The sequence below is a fragment of the Streptomyces sp. NPDC020983 genome (assembly GCF_044333485.1).
Lineage (GTDB): Bacteria > Actinomycetota > Actinomycetes > Streptomycetales > Streptomycetaceae > Actinacidiphila.
Genome location: NZ_JBIRRA010000007.1, coordinates 77,127 through 95,490 on the forward strand (window position 1 = coordinate 77,127; position 18,364 = coordinate 95,490).

The following is an 18,364-nucleotide window of genomic DNA, read 5'->3' on the forward strand; positions in this document are numbered from 1 at the left end:
CACTTTAGCCAGGCGGACGAGGGCGTCCGTTACGTTCCGACGGCGGGTGCGGCCGCCCCACCTGGCACGTCACCGGCGACGCCCGGCATCGGGGGCGGCCCGGCGCCCCACGGCCGCAGCAGCTGCGGACCGTCTCTCCACCGGCATGAGGAGCAGCGATGAAAGCCGTCGTCATCAGGGCCTTCGGCGATCCCGACGGCCTGGAGGCCGTCGAAGTGCCCGCCCCCGTTCCTGCCGCGGGGCAGGTGCGGATCACCACGGAGGCGATCGGGGTGGGCGGCGTGGACGCCGTGATCCGCCGGGGGTCGCTTGCCGCCTACGGGTTCCGGGAGGGACACCTCCTCGGCAGCGAGGTCGCGGGAAGGGTCGACGCGGTGGGGGAGGGCGTGGACGCCTCGTGGATCGGACGGCGGGTGTGGGCGTTCACCGGCCTGTCCGGCGGGTACGCCGAGCAGGCCGTCGCCGCGGTGGAGGACGTCCTCGCGCTGCCCGCCGGCCTGACCGGCGCCGAGGCGGTGACCCTCGGCGGCTCCGGCGTGGTCGCCCACTTCGCCCTGGAGCGGGCCCGCCTCACGCCGGGGGAGACGGTGCTCGTACGCGGTGCGGCGGGCAGCATCGGGATCACCGCGGTCCAGCTCGCCGCCGGGCGCGGCGCGCACGCGGTGGCGGTCACCACCTCGTCGGCGGAACGCGGGGCCCGGCTGCGGGACCTGGGCGCCACCCATGTCCTCGACCGTACCGGCGAGGGCGGCCCGGACACGCCGGCGGGCTTCGACGTGGTGATCGACGTCGTGGCGGGCCCCCGGCTCCCCCTCTTCCTGGACAGGCTGAACCCCAACGGGCGGTTCGTGGCGGTCGGCGTGGTGGGCGGGCAGCCGCCGGCGGACTTCGGCGTGCGGCTGATGGACGCCTTCCGCAAGTCGCTGTCGTTCGCCACCTTCAGCTCGGACGCCGTGCCCGGCCCCGACCGCCGGGCCGTGCGGTCGTCCCAGTTCGCGGCTGCCGCGCAGGGGGAGCTGCGCACGGTCGTGCACGAGGTGCTGCCGCTGGACCAGGCGGCGCTGGCCCACCGCCGGATGGACGCGGGGCAGGTGTTCGGCAGGGTCGTCCTCGCGCCCTGACGTGGACCCGGGTCCCCCGCGCCGGCGGCGGCGCGGAGACCCCGGACGCGCTCCGGGAACTCGGCGCGCCGGCGCCGGCGGACGTGGACCTGTGCCAGTCCCCCGGTGAGCTGATCCGCCACCGCCCCCGGGAGACCACCGTGAGATTCACCGGGAGAGCCCGCGGGGGCCGCAGAGCCGTGCGCGGGCCGCCGGACGGGCGCCCGGCACCTCGGTGAACGGCCCCGCGGCCGTCCCGCGGCTACCGCACTTCGCCCGCGCGCGGCCTCAGCCCGTCGACGACGACGGTGAGCATGCGGTCGAGCCGGGCGTGCTGCCCGGGATCGCCGGCCACGGAGAGCACACCGGCGAGAATGCCGCCGACGTCCACCGGATCGATGTCGGCGCGCAGTTCCCCTGCCTCGGCGCCGGCCTCGATCAGTGTCCCCAGGATGTGCTGGACCTCGTCGCAGACAGGTCCGGTGCCGAAGCGGCCGGATGCGCTCATGGCGACCAGGGCTTCGCAGACGCCGCGCCGTTCGCCCGCCCACTCGGCGAAGCGGCGCATCCAGGAGTGGAGGGCCTGTGCGGGCCGCTCCGTGGCCAGGAGGGCGCGCGCGTCCTCCCGCAGAGGGCGGATCTGGTCGCGGTAGACCTCTTCGACCAGGTCCTCCCGGGTGGGGAAGTGCCGGTAGAGGGTGCCGCTTCCCACGCCCGCCCGTTTGGCGACGGCGTCCAGCGAGACCGGCCGCCCGGAGGCGAAGGCCTCGGCGGCCGTGGCGATCAGGCGCTCTCGGTTGCGTTGGGCATCGGCGCGCAGGGTGCTTCGTGGAGGTGTCATGGCCTTCGCGATCGGGGTGTCGGGTCGAGGGGCGGTGAACGAATCGGGGACCTCTCCGGTTAGTGTACGGTGAAACACAAGCGGGGAGGTCCCCGCTTATCCGGGGTCCGCCCCTGCCCGCCCTGCGAAGGACCCGCCGTGCCCGCGGGCTCATGACGGCGGCGACCGACCACACCCACAGGAGAACGCGATGCCCATCACTCTCGACACCTACCGGCTGCTGGGCCGTTCCGGACTGCGGGTCTCACCGCTGGCGCTGGGCGCGGCGACGTTCGGCACCGAGTGGGGCTGGGGCGCGGAGCGCGAGGAGGCGCGCAGGCTGTTCGACCGCTACACCGAGCTCGGCGGCAACTTCTTCGACACCGCCAGCACCTACACCAACGGCAGCTCCGAACGGCTCCTGGGCGAGTTCGCCCGCAGCGACCGCGAGCGTCTGGTGCTGGCCACGAAGTACTCGACGCTGCGCCGCCCCGGTGACCCGAACTCCGCAGGCACGCACCGCAAGAGCATGCTGGCGTCGGTGGAGGCCAGCCTGCGGCGGCTGGGCACGGACTACATCGACCTGCTCTACCTGAACGTCTGGGACTTCAGGACGCCCGTGGAGGAGATCCTGCGCGGCATGGACGACCTGGTGAGGCAGGGCAAGGTGCTGTACGTGGCCATATCCAGCGCCCCCGCTTGGCAGGTGTCCCGCATGCAGGCGATCGCCGACCTGCGCGGCTGGTCGCCGCTGGTCGCGCTGGAGATCGAGTACAGCCTGATCGAGCGTACCGGCGAGCGCGACCTGATCCCGATGGCGCGCGAGATGGGACTGGGCGTGGTCCCCTTCTCCCCGCTGGGCGGCGGGGTGCTCACCGGCAAGTACGGCCGTGAGGACCTGAATCCGGCGGGCCCCGTCGCCGGCGAGACCGCCGGCAGCCGCAGGAGCCTCAACGCGGCCCTGGGAATGGTCACCGAGCGCACCCTCGCCGTCGCGGATGCGGTGAAGGAGACGGCCACGGAGGTGGGGTGCACCCCCGCTCAGGTCGCACTGGCCTGGACCCTGAACGCCCCGGGTGTGACGGCACCCGTCGTCGGTGCCCGCACCGTCGCACAGCTCGAGGACAACCTGGGCGCCCTGCGGGTCGGCCTCACCCCTGCGCACCTGGCCCGCCTGGACGAGATCAGCGCCGTCGAGCTCGGCAACCCGCACGCCCTGCTCGCCGGCGACCACATCCGCGCGGTCACCTCGGGCGACATGGAGATCGAGACCCGCCGCTGACCCCCTCGCGCACGGCGACGGCGGCCGGTGCGGCGGCACCGACCGGACGTGCCCGGGGCGGCCCGCCCGTTCGGGAGTTCTTACCGACCGCCACCGCCGCTCCCCGGGCCGCCCCGTCTCCGGCATCGGCCCCGACGGGCGTTCCGCAGCGCCCCGCGCTCACCCCGGGACACCGGCCGGCGACTCTGCCGGTGTGCAGGGAGCCAGAACGCCCTGCACCGACGGGCCCGTGGCCGGAGGGTCGCGCAGCAGCCTCTCGCGGTGGGCGCGGGCCACGGCCACCATGGCGTCCAGGGTGTCCCGTGCCCGCAGGAGTTCGTCGATCTGCTGGGTGATCCGCTCGCGCTCGCGGGCCATCCGCTCCAGCGCCGCGTCGGAGTTGTGCTCGCTGGGAGCGTCGGCGCACGGCATGAGTTCGGCGATGGTGCGGCTGGAGAGGTTGGCCGCGAAGAGGCCCTGGACGAAGTGGACACGCCCCACGTCCCCCTCCGCGTACAGCCGCTGTCCGCCCGGCGTACGCGTGCTGGTGAGCAGCCCCTGCTTCTCGTAGTAGCGCAACGACCGCACACTCACGCCGGTGCGCGCCGCGAGTTCCCCGATCCGCACGACCGCCTCCTTCCGGGGCCACGGCACCCGGGTCCTGTGACACGCCTCACCCGGCTCCGCGCCGTTCCCGACTTGTCTCTGACATTGATGTCAGGTTTTAGCGTACTCGTGTGCTCCGGAAGGCGGAGCGCGCACCCCGGCCGTACGCGAGGAGAACGACATGCCGTCCCTGTTCAGCAGTTACCGTCTCGGCGAACTCACGCTGCCCAACCGGACCGTCATGGCTCCCATGAGCCGTGTCCGGGCCGCCGCCGGCGGGCTGGCCACCCCTTCGATGGCCACCTACTACGCGCAGCGCGCCACGGCCGGCCTGATCGTCACGGAGGGCGTCCAGCCCAGCCTTGTGGGGCAGTCCAACCCCGGCACGCCCGGTCTGCACACCGACGAGCAGACGGCATCCTGGCGTCAGGTGACCGAAGCCGTCCACGTCAACGGCGGACGCGTCTTCGCCCAGATCATGCACGGCGGCCGGGTCTCGCACCCCGAGACGACGGGCCTGCGGCCGGTCGGCCCGTCGGCCGTCCCCGGCGAGGGCGCGGTGTTCACACCGAGCGGGCCCCAGCCGCTGCCCGTGCCGCGGGCCCTGGAGACCGACGAGGTCGCCGAGCACGTCCGGTCCTACGCGGACGCCGCCCGCCGCGCCGTCGAGGCGGGCTTCGACGGGGTCGAACTGCACGGTGCCAACGGCTACCTGATCTCCCAGTTCCTGTCGTCCAACGCCAACCTGCGCGACGACCGCTACGGCGGCTCGGTCACCAACCGGATCCGCTTCGCCGTCGAGGCGGCCGCCGCCACCGCCGAGGCCGTGGGCGCGGGCCGCACCGGCATCCGCCTGTCGCCCGGCGGCGGCATCTGGGGCGTCAGGGAGGACGACGCCGCCGAACTGAACACCGCCCTGCTGACGGAACTGGCCCGCCTCGGCCTCGCCTACGTGCACCTGGAGGCCACCACCGACGAGGAGACCCTCCTCGGGCTGCGCAGGGCCTGGCCGGGCACCCTGGTCGTCAACCCCACCATGCCCGGCGGCCCGAAGCAGACGGGACGCGCGGAAGCCGACCACTGGCTCGGCCTGGGCGCCGACCTGATCGCCTTCGGCCGCGGTTTCCTCGCCAACCCCGACCTCGTCGAACGCCTGCGCTCGGCCCTCCCGCTCGCGCCCGTCGACGAGAAGACCCTCTACCAGGGCGGTGACGCCGGGTACATCACCTACCCGGCCTACCCGCACGCCGCCTGACGGTGCCACGGGCGAAGACGCTCCGGACCCCCACTCCCCCCGGGGCGCCCGTCGGCCTCGCGGAGGGCGCCGAGGTCGACCCCGGGCAGTTCGTCGAAGTGCTGACCTCGACGCTCTTCGACCGGCCGTGCGACACCGCCACCCGGCTCCGGGGAATCCTCACACGGTCCGGGCAACAGGGGTGAAGAGCGAAATCCGCCATTCCGCAGCGACGGCGCGGTTGCCCAGCGGAAAGTCAAAGAACGGCATCGAGAGGTAAAAAACTTCGCGGGGCGTACCACGGCAAACCTTCGACAATGGTGCGCCTTTCTCCGGCCGGCAGTGAATAAACCTGGCCCGCGGGTGATGATGCCCATATCCGGCCGCCCCGCCGCTCGCGCCGGTCTGCGGCGGTCTTCCCTGGCCACGGGCAGGGCGGGGCGGGTCGGGGCATGCCGTCCCGGTCGCGGAAGTGCGGCGGAGGAATTTGTTGACATGTGTTCCGGTGGCCTGTTGAATTTGGTTGCCAAAGGTGTTGGCGCGTCCCGGCCCCCGTTGTACGTGTGCAAGGCAGGAACTCTTTCCTTTCCGTCAACCAATGGTTCGCGGGCGTGCGTCGTCACCGGGTGCACCTTCACCGAATGCCTGTCGCCGGCTCTCCGCTCTCCTGCTCCGTTGGTTTGTCCCGCTCGGCTCGTACCGTTCGGAATGTCCCGACAAAGAGAGATCCAGTGAGAAGACTGCGCAGAACCGGCAGAAAACCCTTCCCGTGGTTCACCCGCACGCTGCTCATGGTGACGGCCCTGGTCGCGGCCACCGCGCTGACCGCCGCCGCCTTGCCGGCGCAGGCCGCGACGCCGTCCTCGTTACCGGCCCGGTCGGTCCCGTCGGCCGTCAGCACCTCGGTGAGCACCGCGGCCGACGGGGACCTCACGTTCACCCTCGACACGGGTCTCGCGTACGACGCGACGACCATGCAGCGGAACCTCGACAAGGCCCAGGCGGAGAACAGCCGCCTCAGCGACACCATCGACCGGCAGCTCGAGGAGTTCCCGCTCGTCGAGGACACCTCCGGTCCGGCGCACTTCGACGGCACGCTGAGCATGACGCCCGACCACACCGGCCTGTCCCTCACCATCCCCGTCTGGGACGTACAGGCCTCGGAATCCTGGTTGCAGTGGGCCTTCGCCAAGGCGATGGCCTACCTGGCCAGCTGGCTGGTCTTCGACGCCTGCATACTCGTCGTCCCGGAAGCCTTCATCGCCTGCACCACCGTCAGCGGATTCACCGCCGGCCTGCTGCGGGGCATGCTCACGCAGTACTTCGACGGCACGCTCGGGGACGGGAAGGCGTGGGCCAAAACGTTCCTGGGGGCCTTGCAGGGGGCTCTGTGGGGGTACGCGACGGCCAGCTTCAAACAGTGGCTCGAGACGCAGCTTCCCGGAGTCCTCAACGCGATCAGCTCCGGCATCAAGGCACAGGCGTGGTCCTGGGCCAAGTCCGCCGCCTCCTGGGTCGCCGACCTGCTCGCGGACGTCGCCGAGCTGCTTCCCGACGGATTCGTGGAGTGGGGGCCGCCGGCGACAACGGCGAGCAGCCTGCCGTGCGACATCTACGGCACCTACGGCACCCCCTGCGTGGCGGCGCACAGCACGGTGCGTGCGCTCTACGCGTACTACCGCGGGCCGCTCTACCAGATCCAGCGTGCCTCCGACCAGGCGGGGATCGACATCCTGCCGCTGTCGGCGGGCGGTTACGCCGACGCGGCGGCACAGGACTCGTTCTGCGCCGGCACCAGCTGCGTCATCAACAAGATCTACGACCAGTCGCCCGAGTGGAACGACCTGACGATCGAGGGCGCCGGCGGTGCGGCCGGCGCGGATCACGGCGCCGACGCCTCCGCGTTGCCCGTCACGGTGAACGGCCACCACGTGTACGGCGTCGACATCGTCGGGCAGACGGGCTACCGGGACAACGACACGCAGGGTGTCGCCGTCAACGGCCGGGCCGAGGGCATGTACATGGTGGCCAGCGGCACCCACGTCAACTCCGGCTGCTGCTTCGACTACGGCAACGCCGAGACCAACACCCGGGACACCGGCAACGGGCACATGGACGCCGTCAACCTGGGCACGGAGTGCTACTTCCCGCCGTGCACGGGAAGCGGCCCCTGGGTCGAGGCCGACCTGGAGAACGGCCTGTTCAGCGGCGGCAACGGCTCGGACACCGACAACGCGGGGAACAAGAGCAACTACGTCACCGCGATGCTGAAGAACAACGGGCAGACGACCTACGCCCTCAAGGGCGGTGACGCACAGAAGGGCTCGCTGACCACCTGGTACAGCGGCCCCCTGCCGACCCGCGGCGGCTACGCGCCGATGCAGCAGGAGGGCGCGATCGTGATGGGGACGGGAGGGGACAACAGCAACTGGTCGGTCGGCTCGTTCTTCGAGGGCGTGATGACGCAGGGCTACCCCCGTCGCGGCCGGTTACGACGGCAACTCCGGCGGCACCCCGCCGGTGACGGTCGCGCCCGCCGGGCCGTCGGTGGTCCATGACGGGTACGCCAGCGTCTACACGGTGAACTCCGCGAACGGCCACCTGCAGGAGTCGTACCTGCCGAAGATGGGGGACCCCTGGTCGACCCAGGACCTGTCCGCGAAGTACGGCACCCCGCCCGTGCAGCCGGGCACGACCCCGGTGGCGCTGACCCACGACGGGTACACCAGCGTGTACACGGTCGACGCCGCCAACGGCCACGTGCAGGAGACGTATCTGCCGAAGATGGGCGACCCCTGGTCGACCCAGGACCTGTCCGCGAAGTACGGCACCCCGACCACCACCGTGACGCCGACCGCCGTGGTCCACGACGGGTACACCAGCGTCTACACCGTGGACGAGGCCGGCCGCACCAACCACCTGCAGGAGACGTACCTGCCGAAGATGGGCGACCCCTGGTCCACCCAGGACCTGTCCGCGAAGTACGGGACGCCGCCCGTGGCGGCGGGCACCCAGCCCGTGGCGCTCGACCACAGCGGGTACACCAGCCTCTTCACGGTGGACCAGGCGAGCGACCACCTGCAGGAGACGTACCTGCCGAAGATGGGCGACCCCTGGAGCACCCAGGACCTGTCCGCGAAGTACGGCACCGCGCCCACCACCGAGACACCGGTCCCGCTGCTCCACTCCGACGAGAGCGGCGCACTCACCTGGACCAGCGTGTACACCGTCGACCAGTTCGACAGCCACCTGCGGGAGACGTACCTGCCGAAGATGGGCGACCCCTGGACCACGCAGGACCTGTCCGCCAAGTACGGCACCCCGCCCGTCGCGCCGGCGACGCGGTTCCCCACGGCGGGCTGGTCGGTGATCCACGACGGGTACACCAGCGTCTACACGGTCGACACCCCGAGCGGCCACCTGCAGGAGACCTATCTGACCGCCATGGGCCAGCCGTGGGCCACCCAGGACCTGTCCGAGAAGTACGGAACGCCGCCGGTGATGAAGAACACCGCGCCGGTGACGGTGACCCACGACGGGTACACCAGCGTCTACACGATCGACGCCGCCAACGGCCATCTGCAGGAGACGTACCTGCCGAAGATGGGTGACCCCTGGAGCACCCAGGACCTGTCCGCGAAGTACGGCACGGCTCCGGCGAGTACCACCCCCGCCGCCGTCGTGCACGAGGGGTACACCAGCGTCTACACCGTGGACACGGCCGGCGGCCACCTGCGGGAGACGTACCTGCCGAAGATGGGCGACCCGTGGTCCACGCAGGACCTGTCGGCGAAGTACGGCACCCCGCCGGTCAGCCCCGGCACGTCCCCGTCCGCCGCCGTCCACTCCGGCTGGACCAGCGTCTACACGGTCGACGACTCCAGCCACGACGTGCAGGAGACCTACCTGCCCGCCATCGGAGACCCGTGGACCACCCAGGACCTGTCGGCGAAGTACGGCACCCCGACCACCACCGTGTCCCCGGCCGCCGCGGTGCACGAGGGGTACACCAGCGTCTACACCGTCGACGCCGACCACGACCTGCAGGAGACGTACCTGCCGGCGATGGGCGACGCGTGGTCCACGCAGGACCTGTCGGCGAAGTACGGCACCCCGCAGGTGGCGGCGGGCATTCCTCCGGTGGCGCTGTACCACTCCGGGTACACCAGCGTGTACACGGTCGACCTGTCCGGCAACCACCTGCAGGAGACGTACCTGCCGGCCATGAGCGATCCGTGGTCCACGCAGGACCTGTCGGCGAAGTACGGCACGCCGGCGGCCGACCAGGCCCCGTCCGCGCTGCTGCACTACGACACCGGCGGCGGCCTGACCTGGGCCAGCCTCTTCACCGTCAACGTCTCCGACAGGCATCTGCAGGAGACGTACCTGCCGGCGATGGGTGATCCGTGGTCCACGCAGGACCTGTCGGCGAAGTACGGGACCCCGCCGGTGTAGGACCGTCCGCGACCCGGCGGCCGCCCCGCGGTGTGCGTCACACCGCGGGGCGGTTCCGTACCCGCGGGTAGGGGCCGTAAGGTCGGGCCATGTTTGCTGTCTACGCCGCCCGTACGGATGCCGAACAGCCGTTGTCCGCTCTGGAGCTGGGGGAGCGTCCGGCCCCGGAGGAACGTGAGGGCTGGAGCACCGTGACGGTGCGCGCCGCCTCGCTCAACCACCACGACCTGTGGTCGCTGCGCGGGGTCGGCCTCGGGCAGGAGAAGCTGCCGATGATCCTCGGCTGCGACGCCGCCGGAACGGACCCGGACGGCAACGAGGTCGTGGTCTACCCCGTGATCGGCCTGAGCGGCCACGGCGTTGGGCCGAAGGAGCCGCGCTCCATCCTCACCGAGCGCTACCAGGGCACCTTCGCCGAGCAGGTCGCCGTGCCCACCTGGAACCTGCTGCCCAAGCCCGCGGAGCTGAGCTTCGAGGAGGCGGCCTGCCTGCCCACCGCATGGCTGACCGCCTACCGGATGCTCTTCACCAACGCAGGGGTGAAGCCCGGTGACTCCGTCCTGGTCCAGGGCGCCGGCGGCGGCGTCTCCACCGCCGCGATCGTCCTCGGCAGGGCGGCGGGCCTGCGGGTCTACGCCACCAGCCGGGACGAGGCCAAGCGCAAGCGGGCGCTCGACCTGGGCGCACACGGCGCCTTCGAGCCCGGCGCGCGGCTGCCCCAGCGGGTGGACGCGGTGATCGAGACGGTCGGCGCGGCCACCTGGTCGCACTCGGTGAAGGCGCTGCGGCCCGGCGGCACGCTGGTGATCTCCGGCGCGACCAGCGGCCCCAACCCGCCCGCGACCGAGCTGAACCGGATCTTCTTCCTGGAGCTGAAGGTGGTCGGCTCCACCATGGGCACCAAGGAGGAACTGGCCGGGCTGCTCAACTTCTGCGCGGTCACCGGCGTGCGGCCGGTGATCGACTCGGTGCTGCCGATGGAGCGCGCCCGCGAGGGGTTCGAGCGCCTCGCGGCCGGTGACGTCTTCGGCAAGGTCGTGCTGACGCCCTGAGCCGCGCCGGCGGTGGATGCGGTGCCGCATCACGCGTCCTCCGCCCCGTGGCGACGGGCCGTCCGGGTGCTGTTCCGGGCGGCCCGTGCTCGGGCGGCGCCCCGGCCGCCACTGACGCGGCACTAGCCGCCGAAGGAGACCCGTTCGCCGCGCCAGTCGGACCTGCGGAGAAACTGCTCCCAGGTCAGTGCGCCGGGATCGATGCGCCGGCTCCACCCCGTGTCGCGGTGCTCGCCGAAGTAGCCGTGCTCCACCGCGTACTCGGCCATGCCGAGGATCTCGTCGACCAGCAGAGGGTTCTCTCCCAGCTCGGGGAAGCAGGCCAGCAGGTCCTCCCTGGAGCAGGCACTGCGGTACTCGGCCTTGAGCCCGGTGACGCGGGAGAACGCGTCGACCATCTCGGCCGGGGAGATGACGTCACCGACGACCGGCAGGGAGGCGCCGGAGTAGGCGTCCGGGCGGGAGAACACCTCGAGGACGGCCGGCCCGGTCGCGGTGAGCGGGTCCACGAACGGGGCGCGGAAGTCCTCGGGAAGGTAGAAGGGCATGCGTACCGTGTCGCCGTCGACCCGAGGGGCGTAGTACTCCAGCGCGTTCGTGTAGAAGAACGCGAGCATGACGAAGGTGTGCGCGACCGGCAGAGACCGGATGTGCTCGGCGACGAGCGCCTTGTCGGTGAAGTGCGGGGCGTACTTGGTGCCCGACGACCTCTCCTGGACGTTCTCGAGCGTGCTGAAGACGAGGTGATCCACGCCTGCCTCGACCGCGGCGTCGGCGAGTTCGCACCCCAGGCGGAACTCGGCATCGGATGGAGGTGCGACGGGCGGCGTCATGAGGAAGGCCCCGTCGGCCCCTCGGAAGGCCCGCACGAACTCGCCGTGGCGGCCCGGTTCCAGGGGGACGGTGACGATCTGCGCGCCCATCCCCGCGAGGCTGCGGGCCTGGGCGGAACCGGCGGCTCTGGTCAGGGCCCGCACCCGGAACCTCCCGCTCCCGAGCAGGGAGGTGACGACACTCCTGCCCTGCTTGCTCGTCGCACCCGCGACGACGATCAACGGCTTGCCGGCGTCGGACATCGTGCCTTCCTTCTCCTGTGGGCCCGGTGCGTGTACCGGCGGCCGGCAGCGGTACCGGCCGCATCCCCACCGGGCGTGGACAAGGAAATCGTATCGAGAGATCGCGATATGTCAATGTGTGAGGGGGGGCGACCCCCGGGCTCGGTACGTCACATCGCGATACGATGGTGCGTGGATGCGAGGAGGAGGCCGTGGTGACGTCACGCGCAACGGGCCCGGGCGACGACCGCCCCCTGGACGCGGTCGAGGCCCTGAAGGCCCTGGCGAACCCCGCGCGGTTGCAGATCATGAACTGGCTGCGGGATCCGCACGGGGAGTTCTCGCAGTGGGAGCCGATCGCCGACCGGGACGAGGTCGGTGTCTGCGTCAGCCATCTGCAGGCCAAGTCGGGCCTGGCGCAGTCGACCGTCTCGTCGTACATGGCGACGCTGGAGCGGGCGGGCCTCGTCCGGTCCACGCGCATCGGCAAGTGGATCCATTACAAGCGCGACGAGGACATGATGTCGCGGCTCGCGGAGGCGCTCCGCGGTACGCAGGGAGTTTCTTCGACATCACCGGCCGGTACTCCGGCGGGATGACCTCACCCGCGTCGGGCGGCACGGCACGCGCGGTCGGCGCCCGTCCGGCGAAGCCCGGCGGCCGGTGCGGCCGGCGCCGGGGTGCCGTCCACGGTCGGCACGGTGTCCTGCCGTGGACGGCGCGCGGGCGAGACCGCCGGTGGCGGCGCGAGGCCGGGAACGGCGAACGACGTCCTAGCAGAGGTACTCGTACGGCAGCCAGCCCCAGACGTTCTCGCCGCCGTACGCGAATCCGTACGCCCACTGGTATCCGTTGTGGTAGGCGCTGTGGTCGTAGTCGAAGCTCTCGCCGTTGTAGAGGATGGCGATCGCATGGCCCGCCGGGGCGTCGCGCACCCAGACGCTTTGCGCGCAGATCGTCCGGCGGGTGACCGCCTCGGCCGGCGAGGCCGTGGTCGCCAGTAGGCCGGCGGTGGCCAGCAGGGCGCCGGCCGCGGTGGCCGCACGCGTCTTCAAGGTCATCTCATCCGTCCCGTCAGTGGTAGGGGCACTGGGTGGCGGTGGACCCGTTGCCCAGGTCCTGCGCGAGGATCCCGAGCGGCACGTAGCCCGCCACGTCGTTCTGGCGGTCGTACCCGAGGCTCCAGTTGCCGCTGGTCGCGTAGTGGTGCCAGACGTCGTAGTAGGAGACCCAGCCCACCCGCGTGGAGTTGGACGTGGCGCTGCTGTAGATGTCGTGCCCCTGGCTGACGCAGAAATTGGTACCTGCCTGGGCTGCCTGCGCGGGGCTCGTGATCAGGGCGGTGGCCGCCGCGGTGGCCACCACGGCTCCGGTGAGCCACCGGGGCACGGTTCGTCGCCGTTTGATGATGTCCATGACATGTATGGTCGCACGGGACGGTGGCCGCCGCCGGGCCGTCACGGAAGTCGATCTCGTGCGGTGGTGATCAACTCCGTTGGCGGGATGAGGAACTGACGGTCCGTCCGCAGACCCGCCTGAGTCGTCGCCCGCTCCCGCGGGGCTAGAGTGAGCGCGGCCGACCATCGGCCCAAGGGGGAGGGGAAGAAGAATGAGCATGTCCGAACGGCTGCGGCTCAACCAGCAGGTGATCGACGAGTTCCGGTCCGCCGGCGGGGTCGTCGGCGGCGACTACGCGGGTGTCCCGCTGCTGCTGCTCACCACGACCGGCCTGCGCAGCGGAGAGCCGCGCACGGCCCCGATGACGTACCTCAGGGACGGCGACCGGCTCGCCGTCTTCGCGGCGAACGGCGGCCGTCCGGCGCACCCGGCGTGGTACCGCAACCTGCTCGCCGATCCGGTCGCGCGCGTCGAGGTCGGCACCGAGGCCTACCAGGTGACCGCGGCGGACGCGGAGGGCGCCGAGCACGCGCGGCTGTGGGAACTCCAGCTCGCGGCGGCACCGTACTTCGCGGGCTTTCAGGAGCGGGCGGGCGACCGCCTCATCCCGGTCGTCGTCCTCACCCGCACCGCGGACTGAGGGCGGCCCGGGCCGGCGGCCCGGAGACCCCGGGCCGCCGGCCGGGCATGACGCCGCCCGCCGCCTTCCGGCGGGGTTCCGACACCTTGGGGGCGCGTCGGGCCACCGCAAACCGTCTGCGGGCCGCTCGCGGCGGCGTGGCCGCGCGCGGCTCCCGATAAAGCCATGGCCCCGTGGCCACGCCTCCCTGTGAGTGGTACCTCGGGACCCACCTGTCCCAGCGTCAACGGGGGTCACTTCTCGGACAACTCTGGCTCCGCCCTGTCTCCCGTGTTGTGTTCACTCGGACTTTTCCTACAGTGGGAGCGCTCCCATTGCTTCGACCGGATTGGAGACCCCCCACATGCACCACTCACGTCGATCCAGCGGGCGTGCCCGGTCGGCCTTCCGCCGCCCTGTCCAGGCCCTCGTCCTGCTGTCCGCCGTGGTTGCCGGCGCCCTGACCTGGTCGGTCCCCGCCCAGGCTCACGGCTCCGTCGTCGACCCCGCCTCCCGCGCGTACCGGTGCTGGAGCGTCTGGGGCAGCCACTTCCAGGACCCGGCCATGCAGACGGAAGACCCCATGTGCTGGCAGGCCTGGCAGGCCAACACGAACACCATGTGGAACTGGATGAGCGCGCTCCGGAACGGGCTCGCCGGCCAGTTCCAGGCGCAGACTCCCGACGGGAAGCTCTGCAGCAACAACATCGCCGAGAACGACAGCCTGAACAGGGCCGGGGCGTGGAAGGCGACCGACGTCGGCAGCAACTTCTCGGTCCACGTGCACGACCAGGCGTCCCACGGCGCCGACTACTTCAAGGCCTACGTGAGCAAGCAGGGTTACGACCCCGAGACCCAGACGCTGGGCTGGGGCAACCTCGACTACCTCACGCAGACCGGCAGGTACGCCCCGGCGACGGACTACACGTTCGACCTCTCGACCTCCGGCTACACCGGGCACCACGTGCTGTTCGTGATCTGGCAGGCCTCGCACATGGACCAGACCTACATGTGGTGCAGTGACGTGAACTTCGGCTGAGCGGGGGAGCGCCGTAACCGGCACCGTCGTCGGTCGGGAACAGACCGGTGGCCCCCGCGGGTGCGGGGGCCACCGGGCGCGTTCAGCCGAGGGTCAGTTGCGCGTCCACTTCTGGTTGGCGCCCCCGTTGCAGGTCCAGATCTCCAGCAGGGTGCCGTTGGCGGTGGCCCCGCCGGTGGCGTCCAGGCACTTGCCCGAACCGGCGCCGACGATCGTGCCGTCGGAGTTCAGGGTCCACTGCTGGTTGGTGCCGCCGTTGCAGTCGTAGATGTCGACAGGCGTGCCGTCGGCGGTGCCCCGGCCGTACACGTCGAGGCACTTGTTGCCGTAGACCGTGAGCTGCTTGGTGGAGGTGGAGGTCCAGATCTGGTTCGCGCCGCCGTTGCAGTCCCACAGCTCGGTCACGGTGCCGTTGGCCTGGGTGGCGTTGGGGACGTCGATGCAGCGGCCGGAGTCCGTGCCCCGGATCTGGCCGACGCTGCCGCCGTTCCCGCCACTGGTCGCGGTGACCGTGAGGTTGTCGAACATGTCCGTCTGGTATCCGACGACTCCCAGTCCCACCTGGCCGGTGGAGTAGGAGCCGTCCGTGACGGAGCCGAGGGCGGTGCCGTCGAGGGTGGCGCTGATCTGGCTGCCGGTGAAGCTGAGCGCGGCGGTGTGCCAGGTGTTGAGGCCCAGCGAGGCGCGGGTCCCCGAGGCGAGGGTGGTGAGCGTGCCGGAGGTGGTGTTCTTGGCGATCGACCAGGCCCCGCTGTTGCTCAGCCGCAGCTGGTAGGCGGCCTGGTGCGACTGCGGGCGCTGCTGGGTGTTGGCCCGGCCGAGCAGGGTGACGGTGCCGGACTGCTGGAAGTTCACGTCCGTGCTGACCGTGTAGTTGCTCCAGGAGGGGTCACCGAGCAGGCCGAAGGCGTCGCTGTCGTCCTGCCACTCGATCGGCTTGGCGGGAGTGACCTGCTGGAGGCACTGCCCCGTCCGGCCTCCGGTGCAGGGCCGTACCTCGAAGGAGCCCTGCATGTCGGAGAAGTACTTCGCCTCGGTGCGCGAGGCGTTGGCGTCGAAGGTGTCGCTGTAGGGGAGTGCCAGCGACGCGGCCGCGGGGCCGGTCGCCGTGCCCTTGCCCTGGCCGGTGGTGGTGGTCACCGAGTAGATGTGGTTGGGCTGGAGGGTGAGCGAGTAACTGCCCCCGTTCGGCGTGACGTCGGACTGCTTGACGAACCAGTCGGACGAGCTGGACGAGCCCAGGTCGGTGGACCACACGTGGACGGTGCCGGTGTTCAGCCCGCCGGTCACGTTGACGTTCACCGTCTGCGCCGCGGAGGCGGTGGTGGTCTCGTAGACCGTCGAGTAGTCCGTGCCGTTGGTGGACTTCAGTGAGATGTAGCTGCCGTTGCCGCGGCTGCCGCCGAGGTACCCGGAGGCCGAGCCGGTGAGGAAGCGCCAGCCGGGCTGGGTGAACTGGGCGACCTGGGCATTGGCCCACAGGCTCTTGCCGAGCTGGTAGGCGCCGGACCACGGCGAGGAGGCCACGGCCAGCGCGTCGGTGGCGAAGGGGAGGTTCGGGGTGAGCGCGGCGATCAGCGGCCAGTTGATGAAGCCGGTCATGGAGCCGTCGAGGTAGCCGCGGGTGATGCTGCGGATGTACGGGCCGGAGCCGGTCATGTAGTCCTGCGAGCCGAACTCGCTGGCCCACAGCTGCTTGCCGCTGGCGACCGCGTTGGAACTCGACGCGCACGAGGTGGCGTCGCCCAGGTAGCCGCACGGGTAGTGGGCGCCGATCACGCCGACCGCGGCCTTGAACGCCGGGTCGCTCTGTGCGTCGTCCGCCGCACCCCAGCCGAAGCTGTCGTCCGCGACGATCTGGACGCCGCTGTAGCCGTGGGAGTTGAGGGCGGTGCGCAGGTTCTCGTACCAGGTCTTGTTGTGCCCGCGCTCGTTCCACCCGCCGATGTAGCTGATCGGCAGGCCGTGCTGCTTGGCGCAGTCCAGCCACTGGATGTCGTAGTCGATCATGTCCTGCGACCAGAAGTTGCCGCCGCCGATCCAGCCGGGCGCGGCCCAGGGGAGAGCGACGATCTTGATGTTCGGGTTGCGGGCGACGGCCTGCTCTCCCAGCCAGAACTCGTAGCCCACGTTGCAGTTGACGTCGCCGCGGGCGTGTTCGATGCTCGGCTCGCTGCCGTCGGTGGAGTTGGCGTCACCGCCGATCTCCAGCTTCAGCAACTGCACCGCGGCGCCGTAGCCGGGCTTGAACAGGTAGTCGAGGATCTGCGAGCGCTGCGTGGACGGGTAGTCGATCAGCAGGCGGGAGTTCCCGCCGCCGCCGCTGATCGCCCCCACGCCGTCGAAGGCCCGGCCGGTGGAGGCGCCGTTGACCGTGATCGCCGTGGCCGCCTGGGCCGCCGGGGCGCTCGCCAGTACGGCGCCGCTTCCCGCCGCGGCGCTGAGGACGAGTGCCAGACCGAGCCGCAGCCACCGTTTCCCGGAGGCCGCCCGGCGCGGTCGCCATCGCCTTCTGTTCATGTGTCACCGGTCCCTTTTCCGAGGTGGGGCCCGGTACCGGCCGAGGGTGCCGGCGCCGAGCCGTGAGTCGATGCGTGTTCGTGTACCGCGCCGCCCGCCCCGCGCCCGTGGGATCGCTCCCCTGTGCGCGGGGACCGCTCTCCGCCGTGAGCGCCCGCAGGTGCCGGACCCGAAGCGGCCACCTTTCGTGGCTGCCGGTGTACCTGGGCCGTCGTGTTGCCTCAGCGGTGGCCGATCGTAGGAACGCCGTGATCGCAGGTCAAGGGTTTTGTCCGACCTTGTTGTTCGGTCACGTTTGATTCAGTGCGTTCCTGCTGGTCGTGCGATGCCATGGGATGAATGTCGGCGACGCGGCTTCCTCGTGAGTCCTGCGGGCTGCGTGGGTTTGGTGCACGCCTCTTGACACAGGGTCAGTCCGCGTGGGATCCGTAGAGCGACATGGGATGTCTCGTTGCCTCTTCCCCGTCACTCTCTTCCCCCCACCCCCTGGAGAGCGACACGGTGGCCCCATCAAGGTCCGAGGAGGACGACCGCCCCCTTGCCGCGCCTCGTGGCGCCGCGCGGTCGCGCCGGCGCGGAGAAGGGCTGCGCCGGCACGGAACGGCGGATTCCCGGGAGTGAACCCCACTTCTTCCCGTTCGTGAGAGGAGACCGGCATGCTCTTGCTGCCGTGGGCCAGGGCGAGGCGCTCGCCAGGACGCCGTGCGAGGCCGGAACCGCGGGGCCGGCGCCTCATGAGGCGGCCGAGCCGCCGCGCCGCGCTGGTCGTCGCACCGCTGCTGCTGGCCGGTGCGGCCGGCCTGGTGGGTGTGCAGCCGGCTTCCGCGGACGTGGTGTCCGGCACGGTGTACACGGTGTCGAACGTCGCGGCGGGCCGGGTGCTGGACGAGCCGGGCGGGCAGACGGCCAACGGCACCAAGCTGGAGGTGTGGGACGCCAACGGCGGTACGAACCAGCAGTGGCGGTTCGGCCAGAACAGCGACGGCACGTACACGCTGACGAACACGGCCAGCGGCCGGGTGCTGGACGAGCCGGGCGGGCAGACCGCCAACGGCACCCGGATGCAGGTGTGGGACGGCAACGGCGGCACGAACCAGCGCTGGAGGCTCAGCCAGAACAGCGACGGCACGTACACTTTCGTCAACGTCGCCTCCGGCCGGGCCCTGGAGACGCCCGGCGGCCAGACCGCCAACGGCACCGCGGTC

The 18,364-nt window shown here is 71.3% G+C and carries 15 protein-coding genes and 1 pseudogene; 10 read left to right on the top strand and 6 right to left on the bottom strand.

The features are described from left to right. Nucleotides 1–158: 158 nt before the first annotated feature. A complete protein-coding gene (locus ACH4SE_RS16915) occupies nt 159–1,121 on the top strand; it encodes a zinc-dependent alcohol dehydrogenase family protein (protein WP_398544167.1) in 963 nt (320 codons plus the stop codon). A 241-nt stretch (nt 1,122–1,362) separates the two neighbouring features. Here ACH4SE_RS16915 and ACH4SE_RS16920 read toward each other — a convergent pair whose 3' ends face one another. After that, nucleotides 1,363–1,941 (bottom strand): TetR/AcrR family transcriptional regulator, encoded by a 579-nt coding sequence (locus tag ACH4SE_RS16920; protein WP_398544168.1) that lies wholly within the window; start codon nt 1,939–1,941, stop codon nt 1,363–1,365. Between the two features lie 190 nt (nt 1,942–2,131). Here ACH4SE_RS16920 and ACH4SE_RS16925 point away from each other — a divergent pair, with 190 nt between their 5' ends. Next, complete coding sequence (locus ACH4SE_RS16925) at nt 2,132–3,202, top strand: aldo/keto reductase (RefSeq protein WP_398544169.1); 1,071 nt, start codon at nt 2,132–2,134, stop codon at nt 3,200–3,202. A 159-nt stretch (nt 3,203–3,361) separates the two neighbouring features. On the opposite strand, the gene ACH4SE_RS16930 is transcribed toward ACH4SE_RS16925, so the two are convergent. After that, entirely contained in the window at nt 3,362–3,808 is a 447-nt protein-coding gene (locus tag ACH4SE_RS16930) for a MerR family transcriptional regulator (protein ID WP_398544170.1), read from the bottom strand. Between the two features lie 160 nt (nt 3,809–3,968). Here ACH4SE_RS16930 and ACH4SE_RS16935 point away from each other — a divergent pair, with 160 nt between their 5' ends. From ACH4SE_RS16935 to ACH4SE_RS16950, 4 genes are all read left to right on the top strand, one after another. Next, nucleotides 3,969–5,042, top strand: coding sequence for an alkene reductase (locus ACH4SE_RS16935; protein WP_398544171.1), 1,074 nt, complete (start codon nt 3,969–3,971; stop codon nt 5,040–5,042). 710 nt (nt 5,043–5,752) lie between these two features. Next, nucleotides 5,753–7,579, top strand: a complete 1,827-nt coding sequence (locus tag ACH4SE_RS16940) for an arabinofuranosidase catalytic domain-containing protein (protein ID WP_398544172.1) — start codon at nt 5,753–5,755, stop codon at nt 7,577–7,579. A 22-nt stretch (nt 7,580–7,601) separates the two neighbouring features. Beyond that, complete coding sequence (locus tag ACH4SE_RS16945; protein ID WP_398544173.1) at nt 7,602–9,476, top strand: hypothetical protein; 1,875 nt, start codon at nt 7,602–7,604, stop codon at nt 9,474–9,476. Between the two features lie 89 nt (nt 9,477–9,565). After that, nucleotides 9,566–10,528 (top strand): zinc-binding dehydrogenase, encoded by a 963-nt coding sequence (locus ACH4SE_RS16950; protein WP_398544174.1) that lies wholly within the window; start codon nt 9,566–9,568, stop codon nt 10,526–10,528. 122 nt (nt 10,529–10,650) lie between these two features. On the opposite strand, the gene ACH4SE_RS16955 is transcribed toward ACH4SE_RS16950, so the two are convergent. Continuing rightward, nucleotides 10,651–11,604: an NmrA/HSCARG family protein gene (locus tag ACH4SE_RS16955; protein ID WP_398544175.1), complete on the bottom strand. Its 954-nt coding sequence runs from the start codon at nt 11,602–11,604 to the stop codon at nt 10,651–10,653. A gap of 287 nt (nt 11,605–11,891) precedes the next feature. Between ACH4SE_RS16955 and ACH4SE_RS16960 the strand changes: the two genes are divergently transcribed. After that, nucleotides 11,892–12,182 carry an ArsR/SmtB family transcription factor gene (locus ACH4SE_RS16960; RefSeq protein ID WP_398544545.1) on the top strand — a complete coding sequence of 97 codons (291 nt, stop codon included), beginning with the start codon at nt 11,892–11,894 and terminating at the stop codon, nt 12,180–12,182. Nucleotides 12,183–12,356: 174 nt separating this feature from the next. Here ACH4SE_RS16960 and ACH4SE_RS16965 read toward each other — a convergent pair whose 3' ends face one another. Beyond that, complete coding sequence (locus ACH4SE_RS16965) at nt 12,357–12,638, bottom strand: hypothetical protein (RefSeq protein WP_398544176.1); 282 nt, start codon at nt 12,636–12,638, stop codon at nt 12,357–12,359. Nucleotides 12,639–12,657: 19 nt separating this feature from the next. Beyond that, the gene (locus ACH4SE_RS16970) at nt 12,658–12,999 is read right to left on the bottom strand and encodes a hypothetical protein (protein WP_398544177.1); all 342 of its coding nucleotides are present in this window, start codon (nt 12,997–12,999) and stop codon (nt 12,658–12,660) included. A 193-nt stretch (nt 13,000–13,192) separates the two neighbouring features. Between ACH4SE_RS16970 and ACH4SE_RS16975 the strand changes: the two genes are divergently transcribed. Together ACH4SE_RS16975 and ACH4SE_RS16980 are read left to right on the top strand one after the other, a co-directional pair. Beyond that, complete coding sequence (locus tag ACH4SE_RS16975; RefSeq protein ID WP_398544178.1) at nt 13,193–13,621, top strand: nitroreductase/quinone reductase family protein; 429 nt, start codon at nt 13,193–13,195, stop codon at nt 13,619–13,621. 412 nt (nt 13,622–14,033) lie between these two features. Then, a complete protein-coding gene (locus ACH4SE_RS16980; protein WP_398544546.1) occupies nt 14,034–14,639 on the top strand; it encodes a lytic polysaccharide monooxygenase in 606 nt (201 codons plus the stop codon). Nucleotides 14,640–14,732: 93 nt separating this feature from the next. Here ACH4SE_RS16980 and ACH4SE_RS16985 read toward each other — a convergent pair whose 3' ends face one another. Next, a complete protein-coding gene (locus tag ACH4SE_RS16985; RefSeq protein ID WP_398544179.1) occupies nt 14,733–17,159 on the bottom strand; it encodes an RICIN domain-containing protein in 2,427 nt (808 codons plus the stop codon). A 734-nt stretch (nt 17,160–17,893) separates the two neighbouring features. On the opposite strand from ACH4SE_RS16985, the pseudogene ACH4SE_RS16990 reads away from it, so the two are divergent. Next, a pseudogene (locus tag ACH4SE_RS16990) lies at nt 17,894–18,364 on the top strand (RICIN domain-containing protein); the annotation flags it as partial.

Excerpts from the sequence above, each read along its gene's own strand:
- ACH4SE_RS16955 (WP_398544175.1), bottom strand. The coding sequence starts at position 11,604 with ATGTCCGACGCCGGCAAGCCGTTGATCGTCGTCGCGGGTGCGACGAGC.
- ACH4SE_RS16935 (WP_398544171.1), top strand. The coding sequence starts at position 3,969 with ATGCCGTCCCTGTTCAGCAGTTACCGTCTCGGCGAACTCACGCTGCCC.
- ACH4SE_RS16985 (WP_398544179.1), bottom strand. The coding sequence starts at position 17,159 with ATGAACAGAAGGCGATGGCGACCGCGCCGGGCGGCCTCCGGGAAACGG.
- ACH4SE_RS16950 (WP_398544174.1), top strand. The coding sequence starts at position 9,566 with ATGTTTGCTGTCTACGCCGCCCGTACGGATGCCGAACAGCCGTTGTCC.
- ACH4SE_RS16915 (WP_398544167.1), top strand. The coding sequence starts at position 159 with ATGAAAGCCGTCGTCATCAGGGCCTTCGGCGATCCCGACGGCCTGGAG.
- ACH4SE_RS16925 (WP_398544169.1), top strand. The coding sequence starts at position 2,132 with ATGCCCATCACTCTCGACACCTACCGGCTGCTGGGCCGTTCCGGACTG.
- ACH4SE_RS16920 (WP_398544168.1), bottom strand. The coding sequence starts at position 1,941 with ATGACACCTCCACGAAGCACCCTGCGCGCCGATGCCCAACGCAACCGA.
- ACH4SE_RS16960 (WP_398544545.1), top strand. The coding sequence starts at position 11,892 with ATGAACTGGCTGCGGGATCCGCACGGGGAGTTCTCGCAGTGGGAGCCG.
- ACH4SE_RS16970 (WP_398544177.1), bottom strand. The coding sequence starts at position 12,999 with ATGGACATCATCAAACGGCGACGAACCGTGCCCCGGTGGCTCACCGGA.
- ACH4SE_RS16975 (WP_398544178.1), top strand. The coding sequence starts at position 13,193 with ATGAGCATGTCCGAACGGCTGCGGCTCAACCAGCAGGTGATCGACGAG.